The 24,510-nt window shown below is 66.3% G+C and carries 21 protein-coding genes; 14 read left to right on the plus strand and 7 right to left on the minus strand.

The features are described from left to right. Nucleotides 1–674 precede the first annotated feature (674 nt). From BACI348_RS08410 to xerD, 9 genes are all read left to right on the plus strand, one after another. Nucleotides 675–2,411, plus strand: a complete 1,737-nt coding sequence (locus BACI348_RS08410; protein WP_236557499.1) for a tetratricopeptide repeat protein — start codon at nt 675–677, stop codon at nt 2,409–2,411. Nucleotides 2,412–2,416: 5 nt separating this feature from the next. Next, nucleotides 2,417–3,406 (plus strand): HAD-IIA family hydrolase, encoded by a 990-nt coding sequence (locus BACI348_RS08415; RefSeq protein WP_159824866.1) that lies wholly within the window; start codon nt 2,417–2,419, stop codon nt 3,404–3,406. Nucleotides 3,407–3,415: 9 nt separating this feature from the next. After that, nucleotides 3,416–3,670 (plus strand): hypothetical protein, encoded by a 255-nt coding sequence (locus BACI348_RS08420; RefSeq protein WP_159824868.1) that lies wholly within the window; start codon nt 3,416–3,418, stop codon nt 3,668–3,670. Then, the gene (locus tag BACI348_RS08425; protein ID WP_159824870.1) at nt 3,670–4,485 is read left to right on the plus strand and encodes a TlyA family RNA methyltransferase; all 816 of its coding nucleotides are present in this window, start codon (nt 3,670–3,672) and stop codon (nt 4,483–4,485) included. Before BACI348_RS08420 ends, BACI348_RS08425 begins: the two co-directional genes overlap by 1 nt. Before the next feature lie 13 nt (nt 4,486–4,498). Beyond that, complete coding sequence (locus BACI348_RS08430) at nt 4,499–5,524, plus strand: NAD kinase (protein WP_159824872.1); 1,026 nt, start codon at nt 4,499–4,501, stop codon at nt 5,522–5,524. Between the two features lie 3 nt (nt 5,525–5,527). Continuing rightward, complete coding sequence (gene recN / locus BACI348_RS08435; RefSeq protein WP_159824874.1) at nt 5,528–7,267, plus strand: DNA repair protein RecN; 1,740 nt, start codon at nt 5,528–5,530, stop codon at nt 7,265–7,267. A 113-nt stretch (nt 7,268–7,380) separates the two neighbouring features. After that, nucleotides 7,381–9,150 (plus strand): CTP synthase, encoded by a 1,770-nt coding sequence (gene pyrG / locus BACI348_RS08440; RefSeq protein ID WP_159824876.1) that lies wholly within the window; start codon nt 7,381–7,383, stop codon nt 9,148–9,150. Between the two features lie 25 nt (nt 9,151–9,175). Beyond that, nucleotides 9,176–9,835: an NUDIX domain-containing protein gene (locus BACI348_RS08445; RefSeq protein WP_159824878.1), complete on the plus strand. Its 660-nt coding sequence runs from the start codon at nt 9,176–9,178 to the stop codon at nt 9,833–9,835. After that, nucleotides 9,835–10,890, plus strand: a complete 1,056-nt coding sequence (gene xerD / locus BACI348_RS08450; protein ID WP_159824880.1) for a site-specific tyrosine recombinase XerD — start codon at nt 9,835–9,837, stop codon at nt 10,888–10,890. The genes BACI348_RS08445 and xerD overlap by 1 nt, the downstream gene beginning before the upstream one ends. Nucleotides 10,891–10,939: 49 nt before the next feature. Here the strand turns inward: xerD and BACI348_RS08455 are convergent, their stop codons facing one another. Beyond that, nucleotides 10,940–11,641 (minus strand): hypothetical protein, encoded by a 702-nt coding sequence (locus tag BACI348_RS08455; RefSeq protein ID WP_159824882.1) that lies wholly within the window; start codon nt 11,639–11,641, stop codon nt 10,940–10,942. Between the two features lie 77 nt (nt 11,642–11,718). Between BACI348_RS08455 and BACI348_RS08460 the strand changes: the two genes are divergently transcribed. Then, nucleotides 11,719–12,201, plus strand: coding sequence for an 8-oxo-dGTP diphosphatase (locus BACI348_RS08460; RefSeq protein ID WP_159824884.1), 483 nt, complete (start codon nt 11,719–11,721; stop codon nt 12,199–12,201). A gap of 84 nt (nt 12,202–12,285) precedes the next feature. On the opposite strand, the gene BACI348_RS08465 is transcribed toward BACI348_RS08460, so the two are convergent. The 4 genes from BACI348_RS08465 to BACI348_RS08480 are packed head-to-tail and all read right to left on the minus strand — an operon-like array spanning nt 12,286 to nt 16,551. Beyond that, on the minus strand, nt 12,286–13,425 hold the full coding sequence (locus BACI348_RS08465) for a bifunctional 2-methylcitrate synthase/citrate synthase (RefSeq protein WP_159824885.1): 1,140 nt from the start codon (nt 13,423–13,425) through the stop codon (nt 12,286–12,288). A 54-nt stretch (nt 13,426–13,479) separates the two neighbouring features. Next, complete coding sequence (gene prpB / locus BACI348_RS08470) at nt 13,480–14,382, minus strand: methylisocitrate lyase (RefSeq protein WP_159824886.1); 903 nt, start codon at nt 14,380–14,382, stop codon at nt 13,480–13,482. Beyond that, complete coding sequence (locus BACI348_RS08475) at nt 14,383–15,903, minus strand: MmgE/PrpD family protein (protein WP_159824887.1); 1,521 nt, start codon at nt 15,901–15,903, stop codon at nt 14,383–14,385. Nucleotides 15,904–15,912: 9 nt separating this feature from the next. Beyond that, nucleotides 15,913–16,551, minus strand: coding sequence for a GntR family transcriptional regulator (locus tag BACI348_RS08480; RefSeq protein ID WP_159824888.1), 639 nt, complete (start codon nt 16,549–16,551; stop codon nt 15,913–15,915). Nucleotides 16,552–16,725: 174 nt separating this feature from the next. On the opposite strand from BACI348_RS08480, the gene BACI348_RS08485 reads away from it, so the two are divergent. Next, complete coding sequence (locus BACI348_RS08485) at nt 16,726–18,642, plus strand: AMP-binding protein (protein WP_159824889.1); 1,917 nt, start codon at nt 16,726–16,728, stop codon at nt 18,640–18,642. Nucleotides 18,643–18,664: 22 nt separating this feature from the next. On the opposite strand, the gene BACI348_RS08490 is transcribed toward BACI348_RS08485, so the two are convergent. Next, nucleotides 18,665–19,378 carry a response regulator gene (locus tag BACI348_RS08490; protein ID WP_159824890.1) on the minus strand — a complete coding sequence of 238 codons (714 nt, stop codon included), beginning with the start codon at nt 19,376–19,378 and terminating at the stop codon, nt 18,665–18,667. After that, nucleotides 19,375–21,009 (minus strand): sensor histidine kinase, encoded by a 1,635-nt coding sequence (locus BACI348_RS08495; protein ID WP_159824891.1) that lies wholly within the window; start codon nt 21,007–21,009, stop codon nt 19,375–19,377. The genes BACI348_RS08490 and BACI348_RS08495 overlap by 4 nt, the downstream gene beginning before the upstream one ends. 160 nt (nt 21,010–21,169) lie before the next feature. Between BACI348_RS08495 and BACI348_RS08500 the strand changes: the two genes are divergently transcribed. From BACI348_RS08500 to BACI348_RS08510, 3 genes are all read left to right on the plus strand, one after another. Then, a complete protein-coding gene (locus tag BACI348_RS08500; RefSeq protein ID WP_159824892.1) occupies nt 21,170–22,516 on the plus strand; it encodes a cation:dicarboxylate symporter family transporter in 1,347 nt (448 codons plus the stop codon). A 235-nt stretch (nt 22,517–22,751) separates the two neighbouring features. Further along, entirely contained in the window at nt 22,752–23,651 is a 900-nt protein-coding gene (locus BACI348_RS08505) for a ParA family protein (RefSeq protein ID WP_159824893.1), read from the plus strand. A gap of 7 nt (nt 23,652–23,658) precedes the next feature. Next, nucleotides 23,659–24,471: a segregation and condensation protein A gene (locus BACI348_RS08510; protein WP_159824894.1), complete on the plus strand. Its 813-nt coding sequence runs from the start codon at nt 23,659–23,661 to the stop codon at nt 24,469–24,471. Nucleotides 24,472–24,510: the final 39 nt, after the last annotated feature.

Here is a 24,510-nt window from a genome sequence, read left to right on the forward strand (position 1 = left end):
CAAAGTGAAAATGAATAAAATAAGATTGAAACATCGCAGCGAAGAAATACGAAATAGAAATTCATTGAATGAATTGTTTCGGGAATATTCGGATGTGTCTGTTGTTTGAGAACTCAATAGTGTGCCAAGTTTGTTGATACCGATTGTTTTATTGATTGGTTGAATTGACTGGATTGCCTACCCCTGTGGGTGGTCTGGTTTTTACAGCTGGTTTCAAATTCACCGCCGGACAACCATTAGGTCGAGGCCCCAACCACCAGGTTGGGGCCTCCCACATTTAACAACCACACCACTAATGCCCGAAACAAGCGGGCGCCGCCGGCCGCCTGCGGCAGGACCCGCACCCAACCTGGGGCGATCCACCCGCTTGGCGGTGGATCCGCCAGCGTGGCCACCCATGCCGCGGCAGCACCGCCGTCGCACCTGTGACACGAACCGACCGAACGCGCGTCGCCGGGGGAGACGGCACCAAGTGAGCGCGCGTCCGTGTGAAGATTGCCACGATTCTGCTGCGCTGCGGTTGCTCGGTCCTGCCTCGAGAAGCAACTCCACTAGAATTGATGAAGATGTACGGACTTCGAAGCGCTTGATTTCGGGTTGCGTAGGAAAACGAAACACGGATACGAGCGGCTGCAGTCTGCGCCAGTGGTCGGCTCACAACAGGAGGAATCCACATGGCTGAGCACAACGGCGGCAACCGCGGCGGGAATGACCGCGGCGGGTTCCGCGGACACAACAACTCCGGCGGCGAACCCCGTGGATTCCGGTCCCGGCCGGGCCGCGACAACAGCGATCCCTCCAAGCGGGCACCCGGCGGCGGAGAGCGCAAGCCTTTCGGTGACCGCGACAAGAAGCCGTTTGGTGATCGTCCGCGCCGCGACGGCGAGGGTGACCGCCGCGGGTTTGGTGGCGGTGAGCGTAAGCCGTTTGGTGATCGTCCGCGCCGCGACGGCGAGGGTGACCGCCGCGGGTTTGGTGGCGGTGAGCGTAAGCCGTTTGGTGACCGCGAGAACCGTCCCTTCAATGATCGTCCGCGCCGCGACGGCGAGGGTGACCGCCGCGGGTTTGGTGGCGGAGAGAACCGCAAGCCGTTTGGCGACCGCGACCGTAAGCCCTTTGGTGACCGCGAGAACCGTCCCTTTAATGATCGTCCGCGCCGAGACGGCGAAGGTGACCGCCGCGGGTTTGGTGGCGGAGAGAACCGCAAGCCGTTTGGCGACCGCAGCGAGCGGCCCAACCGGGGCGACCGACAGGAAGACCGCCGCGCACCCCGCAGCTTCGATCGCGGCCCGGGCCGTGGTGACAGCCGCGACGCCGGCCCCCGCACCTTCGGCCGCGACCGCCAGGAAGAACGCCCGGCCCGCGTACCCAACGTACGCGACCTCCGCAGCGCCAACCGCCCGGACCGGGAACGGTCCCCCCAGATCGACGACGATGTAACGGGCAAGGAGCTGGACCGCGCCACGCAGCACCAGATCAAGACTCTGGAGGCCAACAGCGCCGAGTGGGTCGCCCGCCACCTGGTGATGGCCGGCCGCCTGATCGACGACGAGCCGGAACTGGCCTTCCAGCACGCCCTCGCCGCCAGCCGCCGCGGTGGCAGGCTGGCCGCTGTCCGTGAAGCTGTTGGCCTCACCGCCTACGCAGCCGGCCACTACGGCGAGGCACTGCGCGAATTCCGCACCTATCGGCGGATCAGCGGCTCCAACGTGCACCTGCCCGTGATGGCTGACTGCGAACGTGGCCTCGGCCGCCCCGACCGTGCCCTCGATGTGGTGCGGTCCGAGGAAGCCCAGGACCTGGATGCTCCGGGCAAGGCCGAGCTCGCCATCGTGGCCGCGGGTGCGCGCACCGACCTTGGCCAGCTGGACGCCGCCGTTGCAGAACTGGAGATCCCGCAGCTGGATATCAACCGCGCCTTCTCCTACAGCCCCCGTCTCTTCCGCGCCTACGCCGACGCACTTGCTGCCGTGGGCCGCACCACCGAAGCTGAGAAGTGGCAGAAGCAGGCAGTCGTGGCTGAAAACGCGCTGGGCCTGGGCGTTGACGAAGAACCGGACATCATCGACCTCGGCTGGGACGAGGAAGAAGAAGCCCGCGAGGAAGCCGAGCGCCGTCGCCTCCTGGACCGCGCATCCAGCGCATCAGGTGCAGCCACTGCGTCATCCGCCGCCGCTGAAGCTCCCGCCTCAAGCACCGTTGCAGCCGGCACGGATGCACCAGAATCGCCTGCCGCAGAACAAGCCGTGGACGCCAGCATCGATGACCAGGAAGTGGACTACTTCGTTTCAGACGACGCCGAGTCGGACGAGGACTCCGTGGAACGCGACGAGCTGGATCACACCGGAGAAGACGTCCCGGACGGTGCCCAGGATCACATCGAAGGCCACCAGGATCGCCGGGAAGACTAATACAGATGACTGAAGCAGCCCTGATCTCCCGGTTCGATGCATTGCTGGCTGACCTGGACGGTGTGGTGTACGCCGGCCCGCATGCCATCCCCGGTGCAGTGGAATCCCTCCTCCAGCTGGAAGGCCTGGGAGTCGGCCTGGGCTATGTAACGAACAACGCATCGCGGACACCGGCGCAGGTCGCCGCGCACCTCCGTGAGCTGGGTGCCCCGGCCGCTGACGACCAAGTGGTCAGCTCCTCGCAGGCAGCCGCGGAGCTGCTTGCCTCGGAGCTGGCCCCCGGCTCCCGCGTCCTCATTACCGGAAGCCCGGCACTGGCACAGGAGATCGAACTTGTGGGCCTGGTGCCTGTCTACAGCCAGGACGAGAAGCCGGTTGCCGTAGTCCAGGGCTTCAACCCGGCCATCGGCTGGAAGGAGCTCGCCGAGGCCGCCTATGTCGTGGCGGCCGGGACGGTGTGGGTAGCCACCAACACGGACATGTCCATCCCGCAGGCCCGCGGCATCGCCCCCGGCAACGGAACCCTGGTCGCCGCAGTCACAGCCGCCACCGGCCAGACGCCACGCGTAGCGGGCAAGCCGGAAGCCCCGCTGTTCCACTCCGCCGCCAAGCGGCTTGGAGCCGAGCGCCCACTGGTGGTGGGGGACCGGCTGGACACCGACATCCTGGGCGGCAACAACGCCGGCTTCGCCACCGTGGCCGTTCTGACCGGCGTCGACACCCCGCAAACAATCCTTGCCGCCCGGGCCGCTGAACGGCCCGACTACATTATTAACGACCTGACGGAGCTGTACAGCCCGTATCCCGAGGTGATGCACGACGACGGCACCTACACGTGTGGTGAAGCCACCGCGCGTGTAGCCAACGGAGCCGTGGGCATCATCGGCAGCCAGGACAGCCTCGATTCCTGGCGGGCAGCGTGCGCGGCATGGTGGGCGGCCACGCCGGACGCCTCCACTGCACAGGAGCCGAAACTGGCCTGGCTGGATCACTAGGCTGTTGGAATGAGTGAGCTGAGCCCCCTTGACGAATCCGCGGCAGCCCAGCCCTTCCCGGAATGGCCGTCGGGCAGCCACGCGGAGGTGGCGGACCACCTGGTCCAACGGTCCCTGGCACCGCTGAATGCCTTGCCCGGGACTCCCGTGGCAGAACACGAAGCGATATACAACGAGCTCCACGACCACCTGCGGGCGGCTCTGGATGCGGACCCCTCCGTCACGGACGGATCCAGCGCGGCTTCCCGGGACGGTGCCGCCTGATGCCGCTGCGGCTCGACCAGGCGCTCGTTGCCCGCGGCCTCGCCAGGTCCCGCACCCATGCCGCCTCCCTGATTGCCGAAGGAAAAGTCAGCTCTGCCGGCCAGGTACTCTCCAAGGCCTCCCTCCAGGTCGCCGAGGGGACGGACCTGGTGGTCCAGCACGACGAACAGGACACCTACGCGAGCCGGGCCGGGCACAAACTTGCCGGCGCCCTGGATGCTTTCCCGGAGATACAGCCGGCGGGCAAAAGGTGCCTTGACGCGGGCGCCTCCACGGGCGGCTTCACTGATGTGCTGCTGCGGCGGGGCGCCGCACATGTGGTGGCGGTCGACGTCGGGCACGGGCAGCTGGTGCCCCGACTGCGGGAAGACCCCCGCGTGGAAGTCCACGAGGGACTCAACGTCCGCTACATGTCGCCCGCGGATATCGGCGGCCCGGCAGCCCTGACCGTAGCTGACCTGTCGTTCATATCGCTGACCCTGGTGGTCCGTCCGCTTGCGGAGTGTACCGGGCCCGGTGGCGACATGGTGCTCATGGTGAAGCCGCAATTCGAGATCGGCAAGGACCGGCTCGGACGCACCGGGGTGGTGACCTCGGAGCGGGAGCGGCGCATGGCGGTGGAGAAAGTGGCCCGGGCAGCGCAGGACGCAGGCCTTGACCTCAAGGGCCTGGCGCAGAGCCCGCTCCCCGGCCAGGACGGAAACGTCGAATACTTTCTGTGGATAAACCGCAGGGCAGGCCAGGAATTGCCTAAGATCGAAGAGCGGGATGCAGCCACTGCTGCCTTGCTCGAACGTATCTGGCACAACCATTAGAGAGCGGAACCTGATGAGCAGGCGTGTATTGGTCCTCGCCCACACCGGCCGCGAGGAATCACTGAAGGCCGCCTGGGAGGCCTGTGCCCTGCTGCATGCCTCCGGCATCGTCCCGGTGATGCAGGAGTCCGAACTGGCGGACATGGAACGCTTCTTCGGGCATCTCGCCCAACCGGTGGAGGTGCTCCACGACCATGTCCAGCTTCCGGACGTTGAGCTGGTGATGGTCCTGGGCGGGGACGGCACCATCCTCCGCGCGGCCGAACTGGTGCGCGAAGTGGATGTACCCCTGCTCGGCGTGAACCTGGGCCATGTGGGCTTCCTCGCCGAGAGCGAGCGGGCGGACCTCGCCCAGACCGTTGACTGGATCGCCAGCCGTGAATACACGGTGGAAGAGCGCATGACCATCGACGTCCAGGTCTGGGTCCGCGGCCAGAAGATCTGGCACACCTGGGCACTGAACGAGGCTGCGATCGAAAAGGCCAACCGGGAACGCATGCTGGAAGTGGTCACCGAAGTGGACCAGCGCCCGCTGACCACCTTCGGTTGCGACGGCATCGTACTGGCCACGCCCACCGGTTCCACTGCCTACGCGTTTTCCGCCGGCGGCCCCGTGGTCTGGCCGGAGGTGGAGGCCCTCGTCATCGTTCCCATCAGCGCCCATGCGCTGTTCGCCAAGCCGCTCGTGGTGTCGCCGCGCTCAAAGCTGGCTGTGGAGGTCTTGGGCCGCACCGACGCCCAGGGCGTCCTCTGGTGCGATGGCCGCCGCTCAGTGGACCTGCCGCCGGGCGCCCGCGTTGAGGTCACCAAGTCAGCCACCCCCGTCCGGCTGGCCCGCACCCACCAGACTCCCTTCTCCGCCCGGCTGGTGCGGAAGTTCGAACTGCCCATCCACGGCTGGCGCGGCCCTGTCCCCAAGGCCGAAGCGGTCCACACCGGCCCCATTCCCATCGTCCGGACACCCCGCCCCATGCCGCCTCTCCAGGTGCCGGGCAGCGGGCAGCCGGACATCGATCCCGATCCCTCAACCGCAAAGTGAACCATGCTTGAAGAACTGAGAATCCGCGATCTGGGCGTCATTACCGACGCAACGCTTCCGCTTGGCCCCGGACTGAGCGTGGTCACTGGCGAAACAGGCGCCGGCAAGACCATGGTGGTCACCGCCGTCGGACTCCTGCTGGGTGCACGCTCCGACGCCGGTGCCGTCCGGAGCGGCGCCAAGAGTGCAACGGCCGAGGCAGTTTTGAAGCTCGACGCCGGCCATCCCGCCATTGAGCGTGCGCTGGAGGCCGGCGCTGAGGCGGAGGAGCTCGACGACGGCGCGGAGCTGATCCTCGCCCGCCGGCTGGGTGCCGATGGGCGCAGCCGTGCTTTCCTGGGCGGCCGGGCCGCCCCCGTGGGCGTGCTCGCTGAGATCGGCGAAACACTGGTGGTGGTCCACGGCCAGTCGGACCAGATCCGGCTCAAGGGCGCCGTGGCCCAGCGCGGGGCCCTGGACAAGTTTGCCGGCGACGCCCTGGCCGGCCCGCTGTCCGGCTACCAGGGGCTGTACAGCCGCTGGAAAGCGAGCCAGGCGGAGCTGGACGAGCTTCGCAGCGCTGCCCGGGACCGGCTGCGGGAAGCAGAATCCCTGGAGACCGCCCTCGCCGAGATCGACGAGGTCGATCCGCAGCCGGGGGAGGACGAACTACTCAAGGCCGAGGCAGTGAAACTGGCCAACGTGGAGGAACTGAGGATCGCGGCCAGCACGGCCCACCAGGCGCTGATCGCGGAGGACTTCGGCGAAGCGGGCGACGCCACCACCCTGGTGGACGCCGCCAAGCGGACCCTGGAGCACGTGGCAGAACACGACGCCGAACTTGGTTCGGCAGCAGCCCGGCTGGCCGAGGTGGGCTTCCTGCTGAACGATATCGCCACCGACCTTGCCAGCTACCAGGCCGGCCTCGACACAGAGGGGCCGGAACGGCTCGCGGAGATCGAGGACCGGCGCGCCGCCCTGGCCAAGCTGATCCGCAAGTACGCCCCGTCCATCGACGAAGTGCTTGAATGGGCGGAAAAGGCCCGCGTGCGCTTTGACGAACTGCAGGACGATTCAACCCGCATCGAAACCCTGGACGCCGTGGTCATCAAGGCCGAGGCGGACCTGCAGAAGCAGGCTGCCGCCATCAGCAAGATCAGGGCCAAAGCCGCCAAGGACCTTTCGGCCCGGGTCAGTGCCGAGCTGAAGGCCCTGGCCATGGCAGACGCCACTCTGGTGATCAACCTCGAGCCCACCGGCCAGCTGGGAGCGCACGGCGCGGACGAGATCAGCTTCCTGCTGCAGCCGCACTCCGGTGCTCCGGCCAGGCCGCTGGGCAAGGGTGCGTCCGGCGGTGAACTTTCGCGGGTCATGCTGGCCATTGAGGTGGTGCTGGCGGCCGTCGACCCCGTCCCCACGTTCGTCTTCGACGAGGTGGACGCCGGCGTGGGCGGACGTGCCGCCGTCGAAATCGGCCGGCGGCTGGCCATGCTGGCCCGGCACGTGCAGGTGCTGGTGGTCACGCACCTGCCTCAGGTGGCCGCCTTCGCGGACCAGCACATCACCGTCACCAAAACGTCCGTCCGGGGTGCCGACGGCAAAACCGCCACCGGCTTCACTTCAAGTGATGTCCGACTCCTCGACGGCCCCGGGCGGGTCCGTGAACTGGCCCGCATGCTGGCCGGCCAGGAGGATTCCGAGTCGGCGCAGGCCCATGCGCAGGAGCTGCTGGACGACGCGAAACTGCTGCCACAACGGGCCTGACGGGTCCGGGAAGGCGTTCGGGAGACGAGGTACCCCTTGCTTCCCGGGCGCCCCGGCCAGCAGACTGGATCATTTGGGGAAACAGTTACCCGGACCCGTGGAAGGCTCATTTGATGATAGGCTCGAATTCCGTGGTGCAGCGATCAAATTCCCGTGTAAATTCCCGGTTCCCGGGCTCGTCCAAGACGACCAAACACATCTTCGTAACCGGTGGTGTGGCGTCCTCGCTCGGTAAGGGACTGACGGCATCAAGCCTCGGTCATCTGCTGCGGGCACGCGGCCTGTCTGTAACTATGCAGAAGCTCGATCCCTACCTGAACGTGGATCCGGGCACGATGAACCCCTTCCAGCACGGCGAAGTCTTCGTCACGGACGACGGTGCCGAGACGGACCTGGACATCGGACACTACGAGCGCTTCCTCGACGAAAACCTCGAAGGTTCCGCCAACGTCACCACCGGCCAGGTGTACTCCACCGTCATCGCCAAGGAACGCCGCGGCGAATACCTCGGCGACACCGTGCAGGTCATCCCGCACATCACCGATGAGATCAAGCGCCGCATGCGCCTGCCCGCCGAAGGCAAAAACGCCCCCGACGTCATCATCACCGAAATCGGCGGCACTGTTGGCGACATCGAATCCCAGCCGTTCCTCGAATCGGCCCGCCAAGTCCGCCAGGACGTGGGCCGGACCAACGTCTTCTTCCTGCACGTCTCCCTGGTTCCCTACATCGGACCGTCCCAGGAGCTGAAGACCAAGCCCACCCAGCACTCCGTCGCCGCGCTGCGCTCCATCGGCATCCAGCCTGAAGCCATCGTCATCCGCTCCGACCGCGAAGTGCCCGACGCCATGCGCGAAAAGATCGGCCGGATGTGCGACGTCGACATCGACGCCGTGGTCAACGCCGCCGATGCTCCCAGCATCTACGACATCCCCAAGACCCTGCACACCCAGGGCCTGGACTCCTACATCGTGCGCGCCCTGGACCTGCCGTTCAAGGACGTGGACTGGACCAGCTGGGACAAGCTCCTTGAAGCAGTCCACAACCCCAAGCACCACGTGGAGATCGCGCTCGTCGGGAAGTACATCGACCTGCCGGACGCCTACCTCTCCGTGACCGAAGCCCTGCGCGCCGGCGGTTTCGCCAACGACGCCAAGGTCAAGATCCGCTGGGTCCCCTCGGACGAATGCGAAACCCGCGAGGGCGCCATCAAGGCCCTGGACGGCGTCAACGCCATCTGCGTCCCGGGCGGCTTCGGCATCCGCGGGCTTGAGGGCAAGCTCGGCGCGCTGAAATTCGCGCGTGAAACCAAGCTGCCGGTCCTGGGACTCTGCCTGGGCCTGCAGTGCATGGTCATCGAGTACGCCCGCAACGTAGTGGGGCTGGAAGGCGCGTCCTCCAGCGAATTCGAACCGGACTCCAAGTACCCGGTCATCGCCACCATGGAAGAGCAGCTGGAATTCGTTGAAGGCCGCGGCGACCTTGGCGGCACCATGCGCCTGGGCCTGTACGAAGCCAAGCTCGACGCCGGTTCCGTCATTGCCGAAACCTACGGCAAGACCACCGTCAGCGAACGCCACCGCCACCGCTATGAGGTGAACAACAAGTACCGCGACCAGATCGCAGCCGAGGGGCTTGTCTTCTCCGGCACGTCACCGGACGGCAAGCTCGTGGAGTTCGTTGAGCTGCCCGCTGACGTCCACCCGTACTACGTGGCCACCCAGGCGCACCCCGAGCTGAGCTCCCGCCCCACCCGGCCGCACCCGCTGTTCGCCGGCCTGGTCAAGGCGGCACTGGACCACCAGTCCGGCGCCGACACGGCCGCTCCCCTGGGCGACGACGCTGTCGAGGCCGCGCCGTCCGGTACGGTAGCCGCTAAGTAGTTCGCACGATACAAAGGACGGCGCGATGCCCGGTACACACGAAGCCACCCACGTAGTAAAGGTTTCGGATGCACCGAGCCCGCGCCGTCTTTTGTCCACCGAGAAGGTCTACGAAGGCCGGATCTGGGACGTGGTCAGCGATACGTTCCAGCTGCAGGACACGGGCGTTGCCCTGACCCGTGACTACATCGAGCACCCGGGTGCGGTGGCGGTCCTGCCCATGAATGACGACGGCGAGATCCTCCTCCTCAAGCAGTACCGGCACCCCGTGGGCATGGACTTGTGGGAGATCCCGGCCGGGCTGCTGGACGTTGAAGGCGAAGAGTTCCAGGCAGGCGCGGCCCGCGAACTCGCCGAAGAAGCCGACCTTGCTGCCGGCTCCTGGAATGTCCTGGCCGACGTCTTCAACTCGCCGGGCTCCTCCAGCGAAGCCATCCGCATCTACCTGGCCCGCGACCTCACCGAAGTCCCGCACCACGAGCGCCACGAGCGGACGGACGAGGAAGCCGAGATCGAATTCCACTGGATCAGCCTGGACGACGCCGTGGAGTCCGTGCTGGCCGGCCGGCTGCACAACCCGTCCGCCGTCGTCGGGATCCTCGCGGCGGCGGCTGCACGCGCTGACGGATTTGCCGGCCTCCGGCCAGCGGATGCGCCTTGGCCCGCGCACCCCAGCCAGCGCTGATGGCCCCTGGTCCTTCCACCGAACTGGCCCCGGCCGGCGCAGTCCCGGCCGGTTCAGCGCCCGCCAGCGTGGCCGCTCCGGAGCAGACTGTCCCGGAGGAGACCGTACCCCCGGCCCCTCCCACTGCCATTGACCGCGGCATCACGGACTACCTCCAGCACATGGGGGTGGAACGGGGTTTGGCCGCCAACACCCTCGCTGCGTACCGCAGGGACCTGGCCCGGTACTCCCGCTACCTCGCGGCAGCAGGATGCAGCCGGCCCGAAGACATCACACGGCACAACGTGACGGGCTTCGTCCGTGCCTTGGCGGACGGGTCCGACGGCGGCAGCGCCCTGGGCGTGCGGTCTGCGGCAAGGACTGTGGTCGCGGTGCGGGGCCTGCACAAATTCTGGGCGCTCGAAGGCTTCACGCCCGCCGACCCCGCCAGTGACGTCCATCCGCCCATGCCCGGGAAGCGGCTGCCCAAGGCCATCAGCGTGGACGAGGTCACCAGGATCCTTGAGGCGGCCGGCACCGATACGGCTACCGGCCTCCGGGACCGCGCCCTGCTGGAGTTCCTCTATTCCACCGGTGCCCGCATCAGCGAAGCCGTGGGCCTGGACGTGGACGACATCTCGCTTCAGGAAGCGGAGACCGGTCCGGCCATCGTGCGGCTTTTCGGCAAGGGCTCCAAAGAACGGCTGGTTCCGTTGGGGTCCTACGGAGCAAGGGCACTGGACGCCTACCTGGTCCGCGGCCGCCCGCTGCTGGCGGCCAAAGGCAAAGGGACCCCTGCCCTGTTCCTGAATGCACGCGGCGGCCGGATCAGCAGGCAGAGCGCGTGGACCATCCTGAAGGCTGCCGCGGACAAAGCCAACATCACCAAGGACGTCTCGCCGCACACCCTCCGGCATTCGTTCGCTACCCATCTGCTCGAAGGCGGCGCCGACGTCAGGGTGGTCCAGGAGCTGCTGGGCCACGCCTCCGTGACCACCACACAGGTATACACCCTGGTTACGGCGGATACGCTGCGGGAAATCTACGCGGCGGCGCACCCCCGGGCACTGGGCTAAGGGCTGCTTCCGCCCTTCGCCTCCCTTGGTCCGCAGAGCTGTTGATCCGTCAGGTCATCACGTTGAGCGTGAGCTCCACGGCTCCAAGGAACAAGGCGAGGATTGAGGTGCCGAGACCTGCCACGAGGAGCAGGCCCGGGTGGGCGAGGCCAACCACAACGCGCCGCAGTTGAGGCGAGCGACGCATAAATTTCTTGGGGAGCCGCGTATCTTCCGGTACCTGGCGCCAGCCGCGGAGCCGGCGCAGGAACCACGCACAGCGCACAATGAGGGCCATCCACAGCACTGAGATCACCAGGGGGACCGCGGCCAGGAGGAGGTTGAGCCCAAGCGAAGTCACGGCACGCTCCGAATCTCCGGCCAGCGCCTGGACGGTGGTGGAAATCGAGGCGCTGGCCACCACCGAGACACCCCACACCAGGAACGCGGCCGTCAAGGCAAGGAACCTGACGAAGAAGTGCGACAGCACGGACTCGTTCACTGGCTTCAGGTACCTGCGCGGGGTCGCGTGCAGCACCGTCACGGTGCACACCAGGGTGGGCAGGGCGGCCATCCCCACAAACACGTACCAGGTCCAGCCGGCCAGGTCCACAAACTCGTCAGCGATGATCAGCACAGCCCACCAGCCAATCCACGCCCAGCCTGCATGCAGCGGATTCCTCACCAGCCATGCAGGAAGCCGGACACCGCCGCCCGGCAGGGCGGGGACCTTGGGGGCTGGCGTGGTGGGCTCGTCTCCGGCCATGCTCATGGGCCTCACTGTAGCAATGCGGCCTGCCGTGGGCCCGTCATCACCGGTCTATGCCGTCGCGGAACTAGGCTTGGAAAATGACTGCTGCCAAAGTGACCCTTTGCTTCCTGCTCCGGGAGTCGCCGGAAGGCGCCGAGGTGCTGCTCGGGATGAAGAGAACCGGTTTCGGCAAGGGCAAAATCGTCGGAATTGGCGGGCACGTGGAGCCGGGGGAGAGCGACGCCCAAGCCGTCCTTCGTGAGGTCCTCGAGGAAACCGGCGTCTCAGTGCACACGGAAGACCTCACGGACGCGGGCGTGGTGCAGTTCGTCTTCCCGGCCCGCCCCGAGTGGAACATGCGCACCCGCCTCTTCACTGCCAGGACCTGGCAGGGTGAACCGGCGGAAAGCGACGAGATCCTGCCCGAGTGGTTCCGCGTGGACACCCTCCCCGTGGACCGGATGTGGCAGGACGCCGACCACTGGCTGCCCGTGGTCCTGGAAGGCGGCCGGGTCAACGTGGTGGTCACCATGGACACTGACAACGAAGCCGTTGCCTCCTCGGAAAGCCTCCTGCCCTGAGCCGTTCCCTGCTGGCCATCAACTGATGACGGCGGCCCGCCCACCGTAAGGTGGCGGGGCCGCCGTCGTCCTTAACAAAAATCCCTACGGAACGTGCCGTTCCTCCGGGCCCACGTATTCGCTCAGCGGCCGGATCAGCGAGTTGGCGTCCAGCTGCTCCATGATGTGCGCGGTCCAGCCCGTAATGCGGCTGGCCACAAACAGGGGAGTGAATGTTGCTGTGTCAAAGCCCATGAGGTGGTAGGTGGGACCCGCCGGGTAGTCCAGGTTCGGCTTGATGCCCTTGGCTTCGTCCATGGCGGTCTCGAGGCCGTTGTACAGGCCCAGCAGTTCAGGCCGTCCGTAGTGGGCAATCATCTTGTCCAGGGCGGCTTTCATGGTGGGCACCCGGGAGTCGCCGTGCTTGTACACGCGGTGGCCAAACCCCATGACCTTCTTTTTCTGCGCCAGCGCGTTTTCCATCCATTCCTTGGCGCGGGCGGCTGCCTCGTCCAGGGACTCCTGCGGACGGATGCCGATCTCGTCGAAGGTGTGCATCACGGCCTCGTTGGCGCCGCCGTGCAACGCCCCTTTCAGGGCGCCGATGGCACCGGTGACCGCCGAGTGCAGATCCGAGAGCGTGGAGGTGATGACCCGGGCGGTGAAGGTGGAGGCGTTGAAGGAGTGCTCGGCGTAGAGGATCATCGAGACGTTGAAGGCTTCCACCACCTCCGGCACCTGCTCCTCGCCGAAGGTCATCCACAGGAAGTTGGCCGAGTAGCCCAGGTCGTCGCGCGGCTCTATAACACCCTGCCCGTGGCGGCGGCGCTGGTCATAGGCCACCACGGCCGGCATCGCAGCGAACAGGTCGATTGACTTGGCCATGTTGGCCTCGCGGGAAGAATCTTCGGCCAGCGGGTGCCGGGCGCCCAGCACCGAGGCGGCCGTCCGGCACACATCCATGGGGTGGGCGGTTTCCGGCAGCGCATCGATGACCTGCTTCACCACCGGATCCAGGGGGCGGCCGGCCCGCTCACGCGCGGTGAACTCTGCAAGCTGTTCCTGGTTGGGCAGCTCCCCGTTCCAGAGCAGGTAGGCCACTTCTTCGAAGCTGCACCGTGCGGCGAGCTCCTGGACGGGGTAGCCCCGGTACAACAGTGAATTGGTATCCGAATTGACCTTCGAGACGGATGTGTAATCCACCACGACGCCGGCAAGACCCTTTTTGATGACTTCTTCAGCCATGCTGAAAACTCCTTTGTTCCTGTCGCCTGTGCCGGCGGAACCGGCGCGGTTTCCCTACTCCCCGGGGACCCGGAAATTGAACACTCCGCTGTCGAAGCGGTTGTAGCCTTCATAGTCAACGAGATCGTAAAGCCTGGCGCGGGTCAGCATGCTGCCAACCTGCGCCTCCTGCGTGCCCTCAGCCCTAATCGATTCCAGCGTACGCTCGGCAGCGCCCATGGCACTACGGAGAAGGGTCACCGGATAAATCACCATGTTCACCCCGACGCCATGGAGCTGTTCGGCGGTGAACAGGGCGCTCTTGCCGAACTCGGTCATGTTGGCCAGGATCGGTACGTCCACGGCGTCGCGGATGGCCTGGAATTCCTCCAGGGTGGCCATGGCTTCGGGGAAGATGGCGTCCGCCCCGGCGTCCACGAGCGCGCGGGCCCGGTCCTTGGCGGCTTCCAGTCCTTCCACTGCGCGGATGTCGGTGCGGGCCATAATGAGGAAGTTCGGGTCGCGGCGGGCGTCGGCGGCGGCGCGGATCCGTTTGGTGGCGGTCTCGAGGTCCACGACGTTCTTGCCGTCGAGGTGGCCGCAGCGTTTGGGGTTGAACTGGTCCTCGATGTGCAGCCCGGCCAGGCCGGCGTTTTCGATTTCCTGTACGGTGCGGGCCACGTTCATGGGTTCGCCGAAGCCGGTGTCTGCGTCCACGATGGCGGGCAGGTCGGTCATGCGGGCGATCTGTCCGGCCCTGGTGGCCACCTCGGTGAGGGTGGTGAGTCCGATGTCCGGCAGGCCGAGGTCGTTGGCCAGGACCGCGCCGGAGATGTAGACCCCTTCGAAGCCCTTTTCCTCGATCAGCCGGGCTGAGAGCGGGTTGAACGCACCGGGGAACTGGGCGATGGTCCCGGCGGCGAGGAGCTCGCGGAACCGGACCCGCTTCTGTTCGGGCGTGACTTTTGAGTACAGCATTTAGAAGAGTCCCTTGGGTGCGGTTCCGATGTCGATGACGCCGGGTGCGGCGGTGATGTTCAGCTGGTCCAGTTCCCCTGCGGCCAGGTGGGGGAGGCGTTCGACGGCGGTGAGGAACCTTTCGATTTCGGCCTCCTCCACGAGCCCGGCCGCGAGGGTGCGGAACTTGTGCACGTATTGTTCCCGGCCGAAGGGGCGGGCGCCGAGGGGGTGGGCGTCGGCGACGGCGATCTCGTCCTTGATGACTGTCCCGTCAGCCAGGGTGATCTCCACGGAGCCGCCGAAGGCTTTCTCCGCAATATCCAGTGAGTGGTACCGCCGGGTCCACTCCGGGTCTTCCTCGGTGGTCACCTTCTGCCACAGGTCCACCGTGTCCGGCCGGGCGGCGCGTTCGGGCGAGTAGGAGTCCACGTGGTGCCAGGCACCATCCTGCAGAGCCACGGTAAAGATGTACGGGATGGAGTGGTCCAGGGTTTCCCGGGACGCGGTGGGACTGTATTTCTGGGGATCATTCGCCCCGGAGCCGATGACGTAGTGGGTGTGGTGGCTGGTCTTGATCAGCACGGACCTCACGTTGGCGGGGTCTTTCAGATCCGGATATTCTCCATGGAGCTTGCGGGCCAGGTCGATCCAGGCCTGGGCCTGGTATTCGGCGGAGTGTTCCTTGGTATAGGTGTCCAGGATGGCGCGCTTAGCCTCCCCGGGGGTCGGGAGCGGGACCTGGTAGGAGGCGTCCGGGCCGTCCAGCATCCACGCGATCACCCCGTCTTCACCTTCGTAGATCGGGACGGGGGAGGTCTGTCCGCGCATGGCCCGGTCCGCGGCTTCGACGGCCATTTTGCCGGCGAACGCGGGCGCGTGCGCTTTCCAGGTGGAGATCTCGCCCTTGCGGGACTGCCGGGTGGCGGTGGTGGTGTGCAGTGCCTGGCCCACCGACTGGAAGATTGTCTCGACGTCCAGGCCCAGCAGGGTACCGATCCCGGCCGCCGCCGAGGGGCCCAGGTGGGCGACGTGGTCGATCTTGTGCTTGTGCAGGCAGATGGCCTTGACCAGATTCACCTGGATCTCGTAGCCGGTGGCGATGGCCCGCACCAGGTCCCGGCCGTTCGAGCCCACGTGCTGGGCCACGGCGAGGAGCGGCGGGATGTTGTCCCCGGGGTGGGAGTAGTCCGCGGCGAGGAACGTGTCGTGGTAGTCCAGTTCCCGGACTGCCACGCCGTTGGCCCAGGCCGCCCACTCGGGGGAGACCCGTTCGCCGATGCCGAACACCTTCGCCCCCTTGCCGCCGGTGGACGGCGCGTGGGCCAGCGCCTGCGCCCTGGCCGCCACAATCGGGGCGCGGTTCAGCGAGGCGATGGCCACCGAAGCGTTGTCGATGATCCGGTTGATCACCATCTCCGTGACCTCCGGGGCCACCTCCACCGGGTCCGCGGCGACCACGGCGATCTTGTGCGCGAGCTGCTCCTCGCGGGGCAGGTTCTCTTCGGACTTATAGACGCGGACGTGATGTTCCTTCACCATGGGCTCCTCTTAGCGGGGTGTGTGGGTGGCTTTGATATGGGACAGGCTGCGGTGCAGATGGACGGTGGTGGCGGCTTCGGCCAGCCGGGAATTGCCCGCGGCGATCGCCTCCGCAATGGTGGCGTGCTCCGCGGCTGCCGCGGTGAGCCGGGTGGCGTCGTCGGCGGCCAGCCGCCGGACCCGGACCAGGTGCACGCGCAGGCTGCGCATGGCCTGGGCAAGGTAGGAATTGGAGATGGAGGCGTCGATGGCCGCGTCCAGCCTGCCTACGAGTCCGTAGTAGTCGTGCCGGGCAGGGTCCCCGCCGGTGATGAGCGCAGGAGCCAGCAGAAGTTCGTTGCGGAGCCGTTCGAAGGTGGCGGCGTCGCCACGTTCAGCAGCCAGGGCCGCGGCCTTGCCCTCAAGGGTTTCGCGCAGCTCGAAGAGTTCGTCGATGTCCTCAAGGGAGATATCGGTGACGACGACGCCGCGTCCGCCCGCCGCCGTCAGGCCCTCGGCGGTGAGCCGGCTCAGGGCCTCCCGCAACGGCGTGCGCGAGATGCCGAGCCGCTCGGACTGCTCCACTTCGGCCAGAACCGTACCGGGAAGGAGCCGCCATTCGATGATGTCCTCGCGCAGGGCCGCATAGGCCTTATCGCTGGCGCGCATCCTGCCTCCTTCGTTCGCTGACGAGTCCAGTGTATACAGGGGACGCATAGATGCAAGGCTTTTGCGGATTCCATGGGACATGGCTCGGATCTATGTATACAGAACCGTTGTGTCCGGTGCCGCGGTCCGGTTACCATGGGCACCATCACATCGTCGTGGACGGGACTCATCTCTATGGTTACCAAGAACTACCGGGACAGCTACGCGCGCAGCCTGGAAACACCAGAAGCATTCTGGCTGGAGGCCGCCGAAAAGATTTCGTGGACCACCGCGCCGCAGCGGGCCCTGGATGCCGGCCGGGCGCCGCTGTACGACTGGTTCCCGGAAGGGATCCTCAATACGTCCTACAACGCCCTGGACCGCCACGTCGAAGCAGGCCGGGGCGGACAGGACGCGTTGATATACGACTCCGCCATGCTCGGCACACACCAGCGCTATACCTATGCCGAACTGACCGATCTCGTGGCCCGGTTCGCCGGCGTCCTGCGCGGCCAGGGGGTTGGCAAGGGGGACCGGGTCGTGATCTACATGCCGATGATCCCGGAGGTAGCCATCGCCATGCTGGCCACGGCCCGGCTTGGCGCCGTGCACTCCGTTGTTTTCGGCGGTTTTGCGCCCAAGGAACTCGCAGCCCGGATCCGGGACGCTTCCCCTGCGGCGGTGGTTACAGCCTCCGGCGGGATCGAGCCCTCGCGCCGGATCGAATACCTCCCCGCCGTCGAGGAAGCCCTGCGCCTGGCCGGGACGCAGGACACCCCTGTCCTGGTCAGGGGCAGGGACGGCTTCGCCTCCTCACTGGCGGACTACCCCGGCTGGCTTGACTGGGACGCCGAAATGGCCGCCGCCCGGCCCGCGGCGCCGGTGGATGTCAAGGCGACCGATCCCCTCTACATCCTCTACACCTCCGGTACCACCGGCACGCCCAAGGGTGTGGTGCGGGACAACGGTGGCCACGCCGTCGCGCTGCGCTGGTCGCTTGAGAATATCTACGACGTCGGACCCGGTGACGTGATGTGGACAGCCTCGGACGTAGGCTGGGTGGTAGGGCACTCCTACATCGTTTATGGCCCGCTGCTGGCCGGAGCCACCACAGTGATGTATGAGGGCAAACCGGTAGGTACGCCGGACGCCGGCGCCTTCTGGCGCGTGGTTCAGGACCACCGGGTCAACGTGCTTTTTACGGCGCCCACAGCGCTGCGGGCCATCCGCAAGGCCGACCCCGAGGCGTCGCTGCTGCGACGCTACGACGTTTCCAGCCTGCGGACCCTGTTCACGGCCGGCGAGCGGCTGGACACGGACACGTTCCACTGGGCGGCGAAGGTCCTCGGCGTGCCGGTGGTGGACCACTGGTGGCAGACCGAAACCGGTTGGGCCATCTGCGCCAATCCCCGCGGGTTGGAACGCCTGCCCATCAAGGCCGGCTCCCCGAGTGTGCCAATGCCCGGGTTCCGGTTGCGGATCCTCGACGCCGAGGGCGAGCAGGTGGAGCCCGGCACCGAGGGCAACATTGTCCTGGGACTGCCGTTACCACCGGGCACCCTCACTACGCTGTGGGGCAACGACGAGCGCTTCATTTCCTCCTACCTGCAGGCCTTCGAGGGCTGCTATGCAACTGGTGATTCGGGATACCGCGATAAGGACGGGTATCTGTTCGTCATGGGCCGCACCGATGACATCATCAATGTTGCCGGCCACCGGCTCTCCACCGGCGCTATGGAGCAGGTGCTCGGACAGCATCCGGCTGTTGCCGAGTGCGCGGTAGTTGGCCTGGCAGATCCCCTCAAGGGCCAGCGTCCCAGCGGCTACGTGGTGGTCAAATCCGGGGTCGACATTCCGGAAGACGTCCTCACCAAGGATCTGGTGGCACTGATTCGGCGCGATATTGGGGCCGTCGCTGACTTCAAGCATGTGACGGTTGTCGAGGCCCTGCCCAAGACCCGTTCCGGGAAGATCCTCCGCAAGACCATGCGCCAGATAGCAGACGGGGAGGAGTATGCGGTGCCTTCCACCATTGAGGATCCCGGGGTCATCGACCAGCTGGTCCGCGCTCTTCGGGCTGGTTCACGAAACCCCGCCGCGGAAGCCGGCTGAGGGCGTGTCCCCGCCCATGCCCTCAGCGCGGGTGCCAACGGTATTCGTTCTCCGGACGGCCGGGCGTGCCGTACCGTGCAGTCCTGGAAACTGTCCCGGCGTCGGCCAGATATTCCAGGTAACGGCGGGCGGTGACCCGGGACATGCCCAGCGAATCCATGACTTCCGTGGCGGAAACCGCGCCCTGCTGCTCCTTCAGGAAATCCCGGACTGATGCCAGCGTTGACACCGAAAGGCCCTTGGGCAACGGCAGCTCGGACGGTGCCCGCAGGCTGGCAAACGCCTGGTCCACGTCTGTCTGGGAAGCTCCTGCCTTTCCGGAACCCCCCGGCGGGCCGGCCAGCTGCTGCCGGAACTGCCGGTAACTCTCGAGCTTGTCCGCGAAGGTGGCATACGTGAAGGGCTTGATCAGGTACTGGACAACACCGATAGCCACCGCGCCGCGGACAATAGCCAGTTCCCGGACCGCGGTGATGGCAATGATGTCCGCGAGGATCCCGGACGCCCGCATGCGGCGGGCGATATCCAGGCCGTGCAGATCGGGCAGGTTCATGTCCAGCAGGACAAGTTCCACCGGGTTTCCGGCCACGGTGAACTCGTTGAGCAGCCGCAGGGCGGACTGTCCGTCCGGGGCGGTGCCGGCGAGCTCGAAACCCGCCAGCCGCCCCACGTAGGCCGCGTGCGCGGCAGCGGCAATCGCCTCGTCCTCGACCACGAGGACCCGGATGTTGCTCACGGTTTGTGCTCCTTCCCTGCCGGCACCGCTGCGGGGAGGAACACTTCGAACTTGGCACCGCGCCGACCATTGATTGTCAGGGTACCGCCCAGGCGCTGTACAGCCTGGCGGACCAGGGCAAGGCCGATCCCGCGGCCGCCCGGCCCCGCGGGCTTGGTACTGAAGCCGTGCAGGACCAGCTTTTCGGCGGTGGCAGGATCGATGGCGGGGCCGGAATCGTGCACGGTTATGTCGAGTCCTTCCTCATCCGCCTCCACCGTCAACTCCACCTTCCGCGGCGGCGGTCCGTCCGCGGCCGCATCCATGGCGTTGTCCAGTAGGTTCCCCACGATGGTCACCAGGTCCTGCACCGCGATGCCGGCCGTGCCCGCCGAACCGAGCGCCGCAACGTCCAGCTGGACGCCGCGCTCGTGGGCCTCGGCCACCTTGCCCATCACCAGGGCGCCCAGCACGGGCTCATCCACCGAGCTGAGTATGTCATCCGTCAGCTGCTGGCTTAGTTCCAGGTCCTTGGTGGCGAAGGCCAGGGCCTCCTGCGTGCGGCCCAGTTCCAGCAGCGAGACCATGGTGTGGAGGCGGTTGGCGTGCTCGTGGGTCTGCGCGCGGAGCGCGTCGGAGAGTGTCCGCATGGTTTCGAGTTCGCCGCCGAGGGTTTCGATCTCTGTCCGGTCCCGCAGGGTTGCCACCGTGCCGTACACCGGGGTCCTGCCGCGGCTGCCGGACAGCTCCGGCCCCTTGGCAGGGCTCTGGTTGACCACCAGGATGCGCGGACCGGTGAGGACTATCTCATCCTTGACGCTGCGTCCCGATTCGAACAGGGCCCGGAGTCCCTCATCCAGGGGAAGGTCGGTCAGTGTCGGCGGCCGGGTGGGGTCCTTGCTCCCAGGCCCTCCAAGACCCAGCAGCAATGCCGCCTGGTCGTTGTACATCACCACCCGGCCCTTGGTGTCGATCAGGATCAGGCCCTCCCGCACCGAATGCAGCACCGACTCGTAGTAGGCGAACAGCTGGGCCAGCTGTTCGGGCCCCCAGCCCCGGGTGACGCGGCGGAGGTACCGGCCCAGCAGCCATGAGGCCAGTGAACCACCCACCAGCAGGGCCAGGCCAATAGCCACGAGGGCGGGCAGCCGTCCGGACAGGGCAACATCCACGCTCCGGACGGTCACGCCGGCGGCGACCAGCGCTTTGACGTTTCCGGCCGCATCCTTCACCGGGGCGATGGTGCGCACGGAAGGCCCCAGGGTTCCGGCAGTGACCTCCGTGAAGGTCTCCCCGCGCAGCGCGGCATCAATGGAGCCGATATACGGCCTGCCCAGCTCCTCATTCCGCGGATGTGTCCAGCGGGTCCGGTCCGGCGCCATGATGGTCACGAAGTCCGCACCCGATCCGGCCATGACATCCAGGGCGTAGGGCTGCAGGAGAGATGAAGGATCGGCGGTGGCGGCAGCCTCCAGGACCAGGGGATTGGCGGCGACCGTGGCGGCAACGCCGGTCATCCGGCGTCCGGCTTCCTCGTAGGTCCGGTCCCGCGCGTCGATAAAGGTAGCCGTCCCCACGATCGCGATGAATGCCACCACAATCAGCAGGTTCGCCACAAAGAGCCGGCGGGCGATACTCCAGCGGTGGATCATCTGTACCTTTCCCGAGCCATTAACCCTGCTGCGCGACCAATATGAACGCAACGGTGAGCTGGGTCACCCGCTGCCCAATGATGGATATCACACCGGAGGACGTGTAGAGCCCAGAGACTGTGCCGCAGCGTCTATCAGATTATCCATAAGGAGACACATCATGGCTTCTCAACGAGGAGAGTCGCTTGACAGCGTGAAGACGCCGCGCAAGGGCCTGGACAAATCGCATTACCTCTACATTGCCGTCATCGCCGCCGTGATCCTGGGCGCCGTCGTCGGCCTGCTCTTCCCCGAGGTGGGCAAATCCCTCAAGCCGCTCGGCGACGGGTTCATCAAACTGATCAAGATGATGATCGCCCCCGTCATTTTCTGCACCATCGTCCTGGGCATCGGTTCCATCGCCAAGGCAGCCACGGTTGGCAAGGTGGGCGGCCTGGCGCTGGGCTACTTCATCGTGATGTCCACCTTCGCGCTGGCCATTGGCCTCGTGGTGGGCAACCTGATCCACCCCGGCGAGGGCCTGCAGCTCACCCCGTACGATCCCAACAAGAAGGCCGCCACGGACAGCACCGTGGACTTCCTGCTCGGAATCATCCCCGGTGACATCCCCGTCCTGCCCACCCTCCTCGCGGCTATCCTCGTTGGCTTCGCCCTGCAGAAGATGGGGCCACAGGGCGCCCCGATCCTGAAGGCCATCGGCCACGGCCAGGCCCTCGTATTCCGCATCCTCATCATGATCATGTGGCTCGCCCCGGTTGGTGCCTTCGGTGCCATCGCCGCTGTGGTCGGTGCAACCGGCTTCCAGGCCATCGTGAGCATGTTCACCCTGATGCTGGCCTTCTACATCACCTGCGCCCTGTTCATCGTCGTTATCCTCGGCGGACTGCTGCAGGTGGTGTCCGGCATCAACATCTTCAAGCTGATGAAGTACCTGGGCCGCGAATACCTGCTGATCTTCTCCACGTCCTCCTCCGAGGCGGCCCTTCCCCGCCTGATCGCGAAGATGGAGCACCTCGGCGTCTCCAAGCCCGTTGTTGGCGTTACCGTCCCCACCGGCTACTCCTTCAACCTTGACGGCACGGCCATCTACCTGACCATGGCATCCCTGTTCGTGGCGAACGCGATGGGCACCCCGCTGGACCTCGGCGCCCAGATCTCGCTGCTGGTCTTTATGATCATCGCCTCCAAGGGCGCCGCCGGCGTCACCGGCGCCGGCCTCGCCACTCTCGCTGCCGGCCTGCAGGCCCACAAGCCCGAACTCCTGGGCGGCGTCGGCATGATCGTTGGCATCGACCGGTTTATGTCCGAGGCCCGGGCCCTGACCAACTTCACCGGCAACGCAGTGGCTACGGTCCTGATCGGCACCTGGGTCAAGGAGATCGACGGCGACCAGGTCGACCGGGTGCTCTCCGGCGCGGAACCGTTCGACGAAGCCACAATGATTGCGCACCACGGCGACATGGCGCCGAAGGAAGAAGGCGCGAAGACGGTCGCCGCCACCGCCTGACTCCGGCTCGTCAAAAGTTTGCCAAAAACTGCCCCCGCAGCCTGTGCTGCGGGGGCAGTTGCGTGCGCGGCGCCGATCAACCTTCGACCTCAGCTAGAGGGTCAAGGCTCAACATCCGCGGAAAGTCAAGTTGCCTCGAATACCGTGTCGGGCGCTGTAACCTTGGGAAGAAGCAGGAGCGTTGCTGGCCATCCAGCGGCAGGAAATCACCGTCATCGAAAGTGTGGATAGATACGTGAGCAGCGAACAGGGTTCAGCAACTCTGGAGGGCACGGAATTCGACCTGGAAGACGCCGTCATGGGACCCACCGGGCGCCCATACCGTGAATTCCCGGAACCCGCGCCGCTGTCCTCCCACGGTCCGGCCCGCGTCATCGCCATGGTTAACCAAAAAGGCGGCGTCGGCAAGACCACCTCCACCATCAACCTCGCAGCAGCCCTGGCCGAATACGGCCGCCGCGTGCTCCTGGTGGACTTCGACCCCCAGGGCGCCCTCTCCGCCGGCCTGGGCGTCAACCCCCACGAGCTGGACCTCACGGTCTACAACGTGCTGATGGACCGCAAGGTGGACATCCGGGCCGCCATCCACCAGACCGGGGTGGAGAACGTCGACCTGCTGCCGGCCAACATCGACCTCTCGGCAGCCGAAGTCCAGCTGGTCAATGAGGTGGCCCGCGAGCAGGTGCTGGACCGTGCACTCAAGAAGGTCGAAGACGACTACGACGTCGTCCTCATCGACTGCCAGCCGTCCCTGGGGCTCCTCACCGTCAACGCCCTGACCGCCGCGCACGGCGTTATCATCCCGCTCATCTGCGAGTTCTTCGCCCTCCGTGCCGTAGCGCTGCTGGTGGAAACCATCGACAAGGTCCAGGACCGGCTCAACCCCCGCCTCCAGGTTGATGGTGTGCTGGCCACCATGTACGACGCCCGCACGCTGCACAGCCGCGAAGTCATCGCCCGCCTGGTGGAGGCCTTCGGCGACAAGGTCTTCGAGACCGTCATCAAGCGCTCCATCAAGTTCGCCGACGCCACAGTGGCTGCCGAACCAATCACCAGCTACGCCGCCACCCATGTGGGGGCTGACGCCTACCGCCGGCTGGCCAAGGAACTGATTTCGCGCGGCGGCGCACCCTAGCCACGCCGTGGCCGAAACCAAGCCCGGCTTCGAGGTGCGGCTGGCCAACTTCACCGGTCCGTTCGACCTCCTCCTGGGGCTCATCGCCAAACACCAGCTGGACATCACCGAGGTGGCCATCGCCACCGTGACCGACGAGTTCATCAAGTACATCCGGAAGCTGCGGAAGCTGGGTGAAGAGTGGGCCCTGGATGAAGCCAGCGAGTTCCTGGTGATCGCCGCGACGCTCCTGGACCTCAAAGCCGCACGGCTCCTGCCTGCCGGCGAGGTGGAAGACGATGAAGATATCGCGCTGCTGGAAGCCAGGGACCTGCTCTTCGCCCGGCTGCTCCAGTACAAGGCCTTCAAGCAGGTAGCGGGTCTCCTTGGCGAAACGCTGCACCAGGAGGCCATGCGCTTCCCCCGGCAGGTGGCCCTGGAGGAACACTTCGCCGCGATGCTCCCGGAACTTGTCTGGAAGCACACGCCCGAACAGTTCGCCCGCCTCGCGGAAGCCGCGATGCAGCCGAAGGCCCCGCCGCCCACCGAAGTGGGCCTGGCCCACCTCCATGGCGGCACCGTCAGCGTGAAGGAGCAGGCCGAAATCGTGGGGCTGCGGCTGCAGCTCGAGTCGCCGCTGACGTTCCGGGCCTTGATCGCGGACGCCGGCTCCACTCTGGTGGTGGTAGCCAGGTTCCTGGCGCTCCTGGAGCTGTTCAGGGACAAGGCGGTGTCCTTTGACCAGCTGTCGCCGCTGGGGGACCTGGCCGTGCACTGGACCGCAGGCAACGGGGACTGGTCCGCGGAAAACCTGAGTGAGGAATTTGAGGAACAGCTGTGACTGAACATGCAACAGAAGACGCCGGCCTGGGGGAGCCCG

It is taken from the genome of Arthrobacter sp. 9AX (assembly GCF_902506095.1).
Taxonomy (GTDB): domain Bacteria; phylum Actinomycetota; class Actinomycetes; order Actinomycetales; family Micrococcaceae; genus Arthrobacter.

Excerpts from the sequence above, each read along its gene's own strand:
- BACI348_RS08410 (WP_236557499.1), top strand. The coding sequence starts at position 675 with ATGGCTGAGCACAACGGCGGCAACCGCGGCGGGAATGACCGCGGCGGG.
- BACI348_RS08415 (WP_159824866.1), top strand. The coding sequence starts at position 2,417 with ATGACTGAAGCAGCCCTGATCTCCCGGTTCGATGCATTGCTGGCTGAC.
- BACI348_RS08420 (WP_159824868.1), top strand. The coding sequence starts at position 3,416 with ATGAGTGAGCTGAGCCCCCTTGACGAATCCGCGGCAGCCCAGCCCTTC.
- BACI348_RS08425 (WP_159824870.1), top strand. The coding sequence starts at position 3,670 with ATGCCGCTGCGGCTCGACCAGGCGCTCGTTGCCCGCGGCCTCGCCAGG.
- BACI348_RS08430 (WP_159824872.1), top strand. The coding sequence starts at position 4,499 with ATGAGCAGGCGTGTATTGGTCCTCGCCCACACCGGCCGCGAGGAATCA.
- recN (WP_159824874.1), top strand. The coding sequence starts at position 5,528 with ATGCTTGAAGAACTGAGAATCCGCGATCTGGGCGTCATTACCGACGCA.
- pyrG (WP_159824876.1), top strand. The coding sequence starts at position 7,381 with ATGATAGGCTCGAATTCCGTGGTGCAGCGATCAAATTCCCGTGTAAAT.
- BACI348_RS08445 (WP_159824878.1), top strand. The coding sequence starts at position 9,176 with ATGCCCGGTACACACGAAGCCACCCACGTAGTAAAGGTTTCGGATGCA.
- xerD (WP_159824880.1), top strand. The coding sequence starts at position 9,835 with ATGGCCCCTGGTCCTTCCACCGAACTGGCCCCGGCCGGCGCAGTCCCG.
- BACI348_RS08455 (WP_159824882.1), bottom strand. The coding sequence starts at position 11,641 with ATGAGCATGGCCGGAGACGAGCCCACCACGCCAGCCCCCAAGGTCCCC.
- BACI348_RS08460 (WP_159824884.1), top strand. The coding sequence starts at position 11,719 with ATGACTGCTGCCAAAGTGACCCTTTGCTTCCTGCTCCGGGAGTCGCCG.
- BACI348_RS08465 (WP_159824885.1), bottom strand. The coding sequence starts at position 13,425 with ATGGCTGAAGAAGTCATCAAAAAGGGTCTTGCCGGCGTCGTGGTGGAT.
- prpB (WP_159824886.1), bottom strand. The coding sequence starts at position 14,382 with ATGCTGTACTCAAAAGTCACGCCCGAACAGAAGCGGGTCCGGTTCCGC.
- BACI348_RS08475 (WP_159824887.1), bottom strand. The coding sequence starts at position 15,903 with ATGGTGAAGGAACATCACGTCCGCGTCTATAAGTCCGAAGAGAACCTG.
- BACI348_RS08480 (WP_159824888.1), bottom strand. The coding sequence starts at position 16,551 with ATGCGCGCCAGCGATAAGGCCTATGCGGCCCTGCGCGAGGACATCATC.
- BACI348_RS08485 (WP_159824889.1), top strand. The coding sequence starts at position 16,726 with ATGGTTACCAAGAACTACCGGGACAGCTACGCGCGCAGCCTGGAAACA.
- BACI348_RS08495 (WP_159824891.1), bottom strand. The coding sequence starts at position 21,009 with ATGATCCACCGCTGGAGTATCGCCCGCCGGCTCTTTGTGGCGAACCTG.
- BACI348_RS08500 (WP_159824892.1), top strand. The coding sequence starts at position 21,170 with ATGGCTTCTCAACGAGGAGAGTCGCTTGACAGCGTGAAGACGCCGCGC.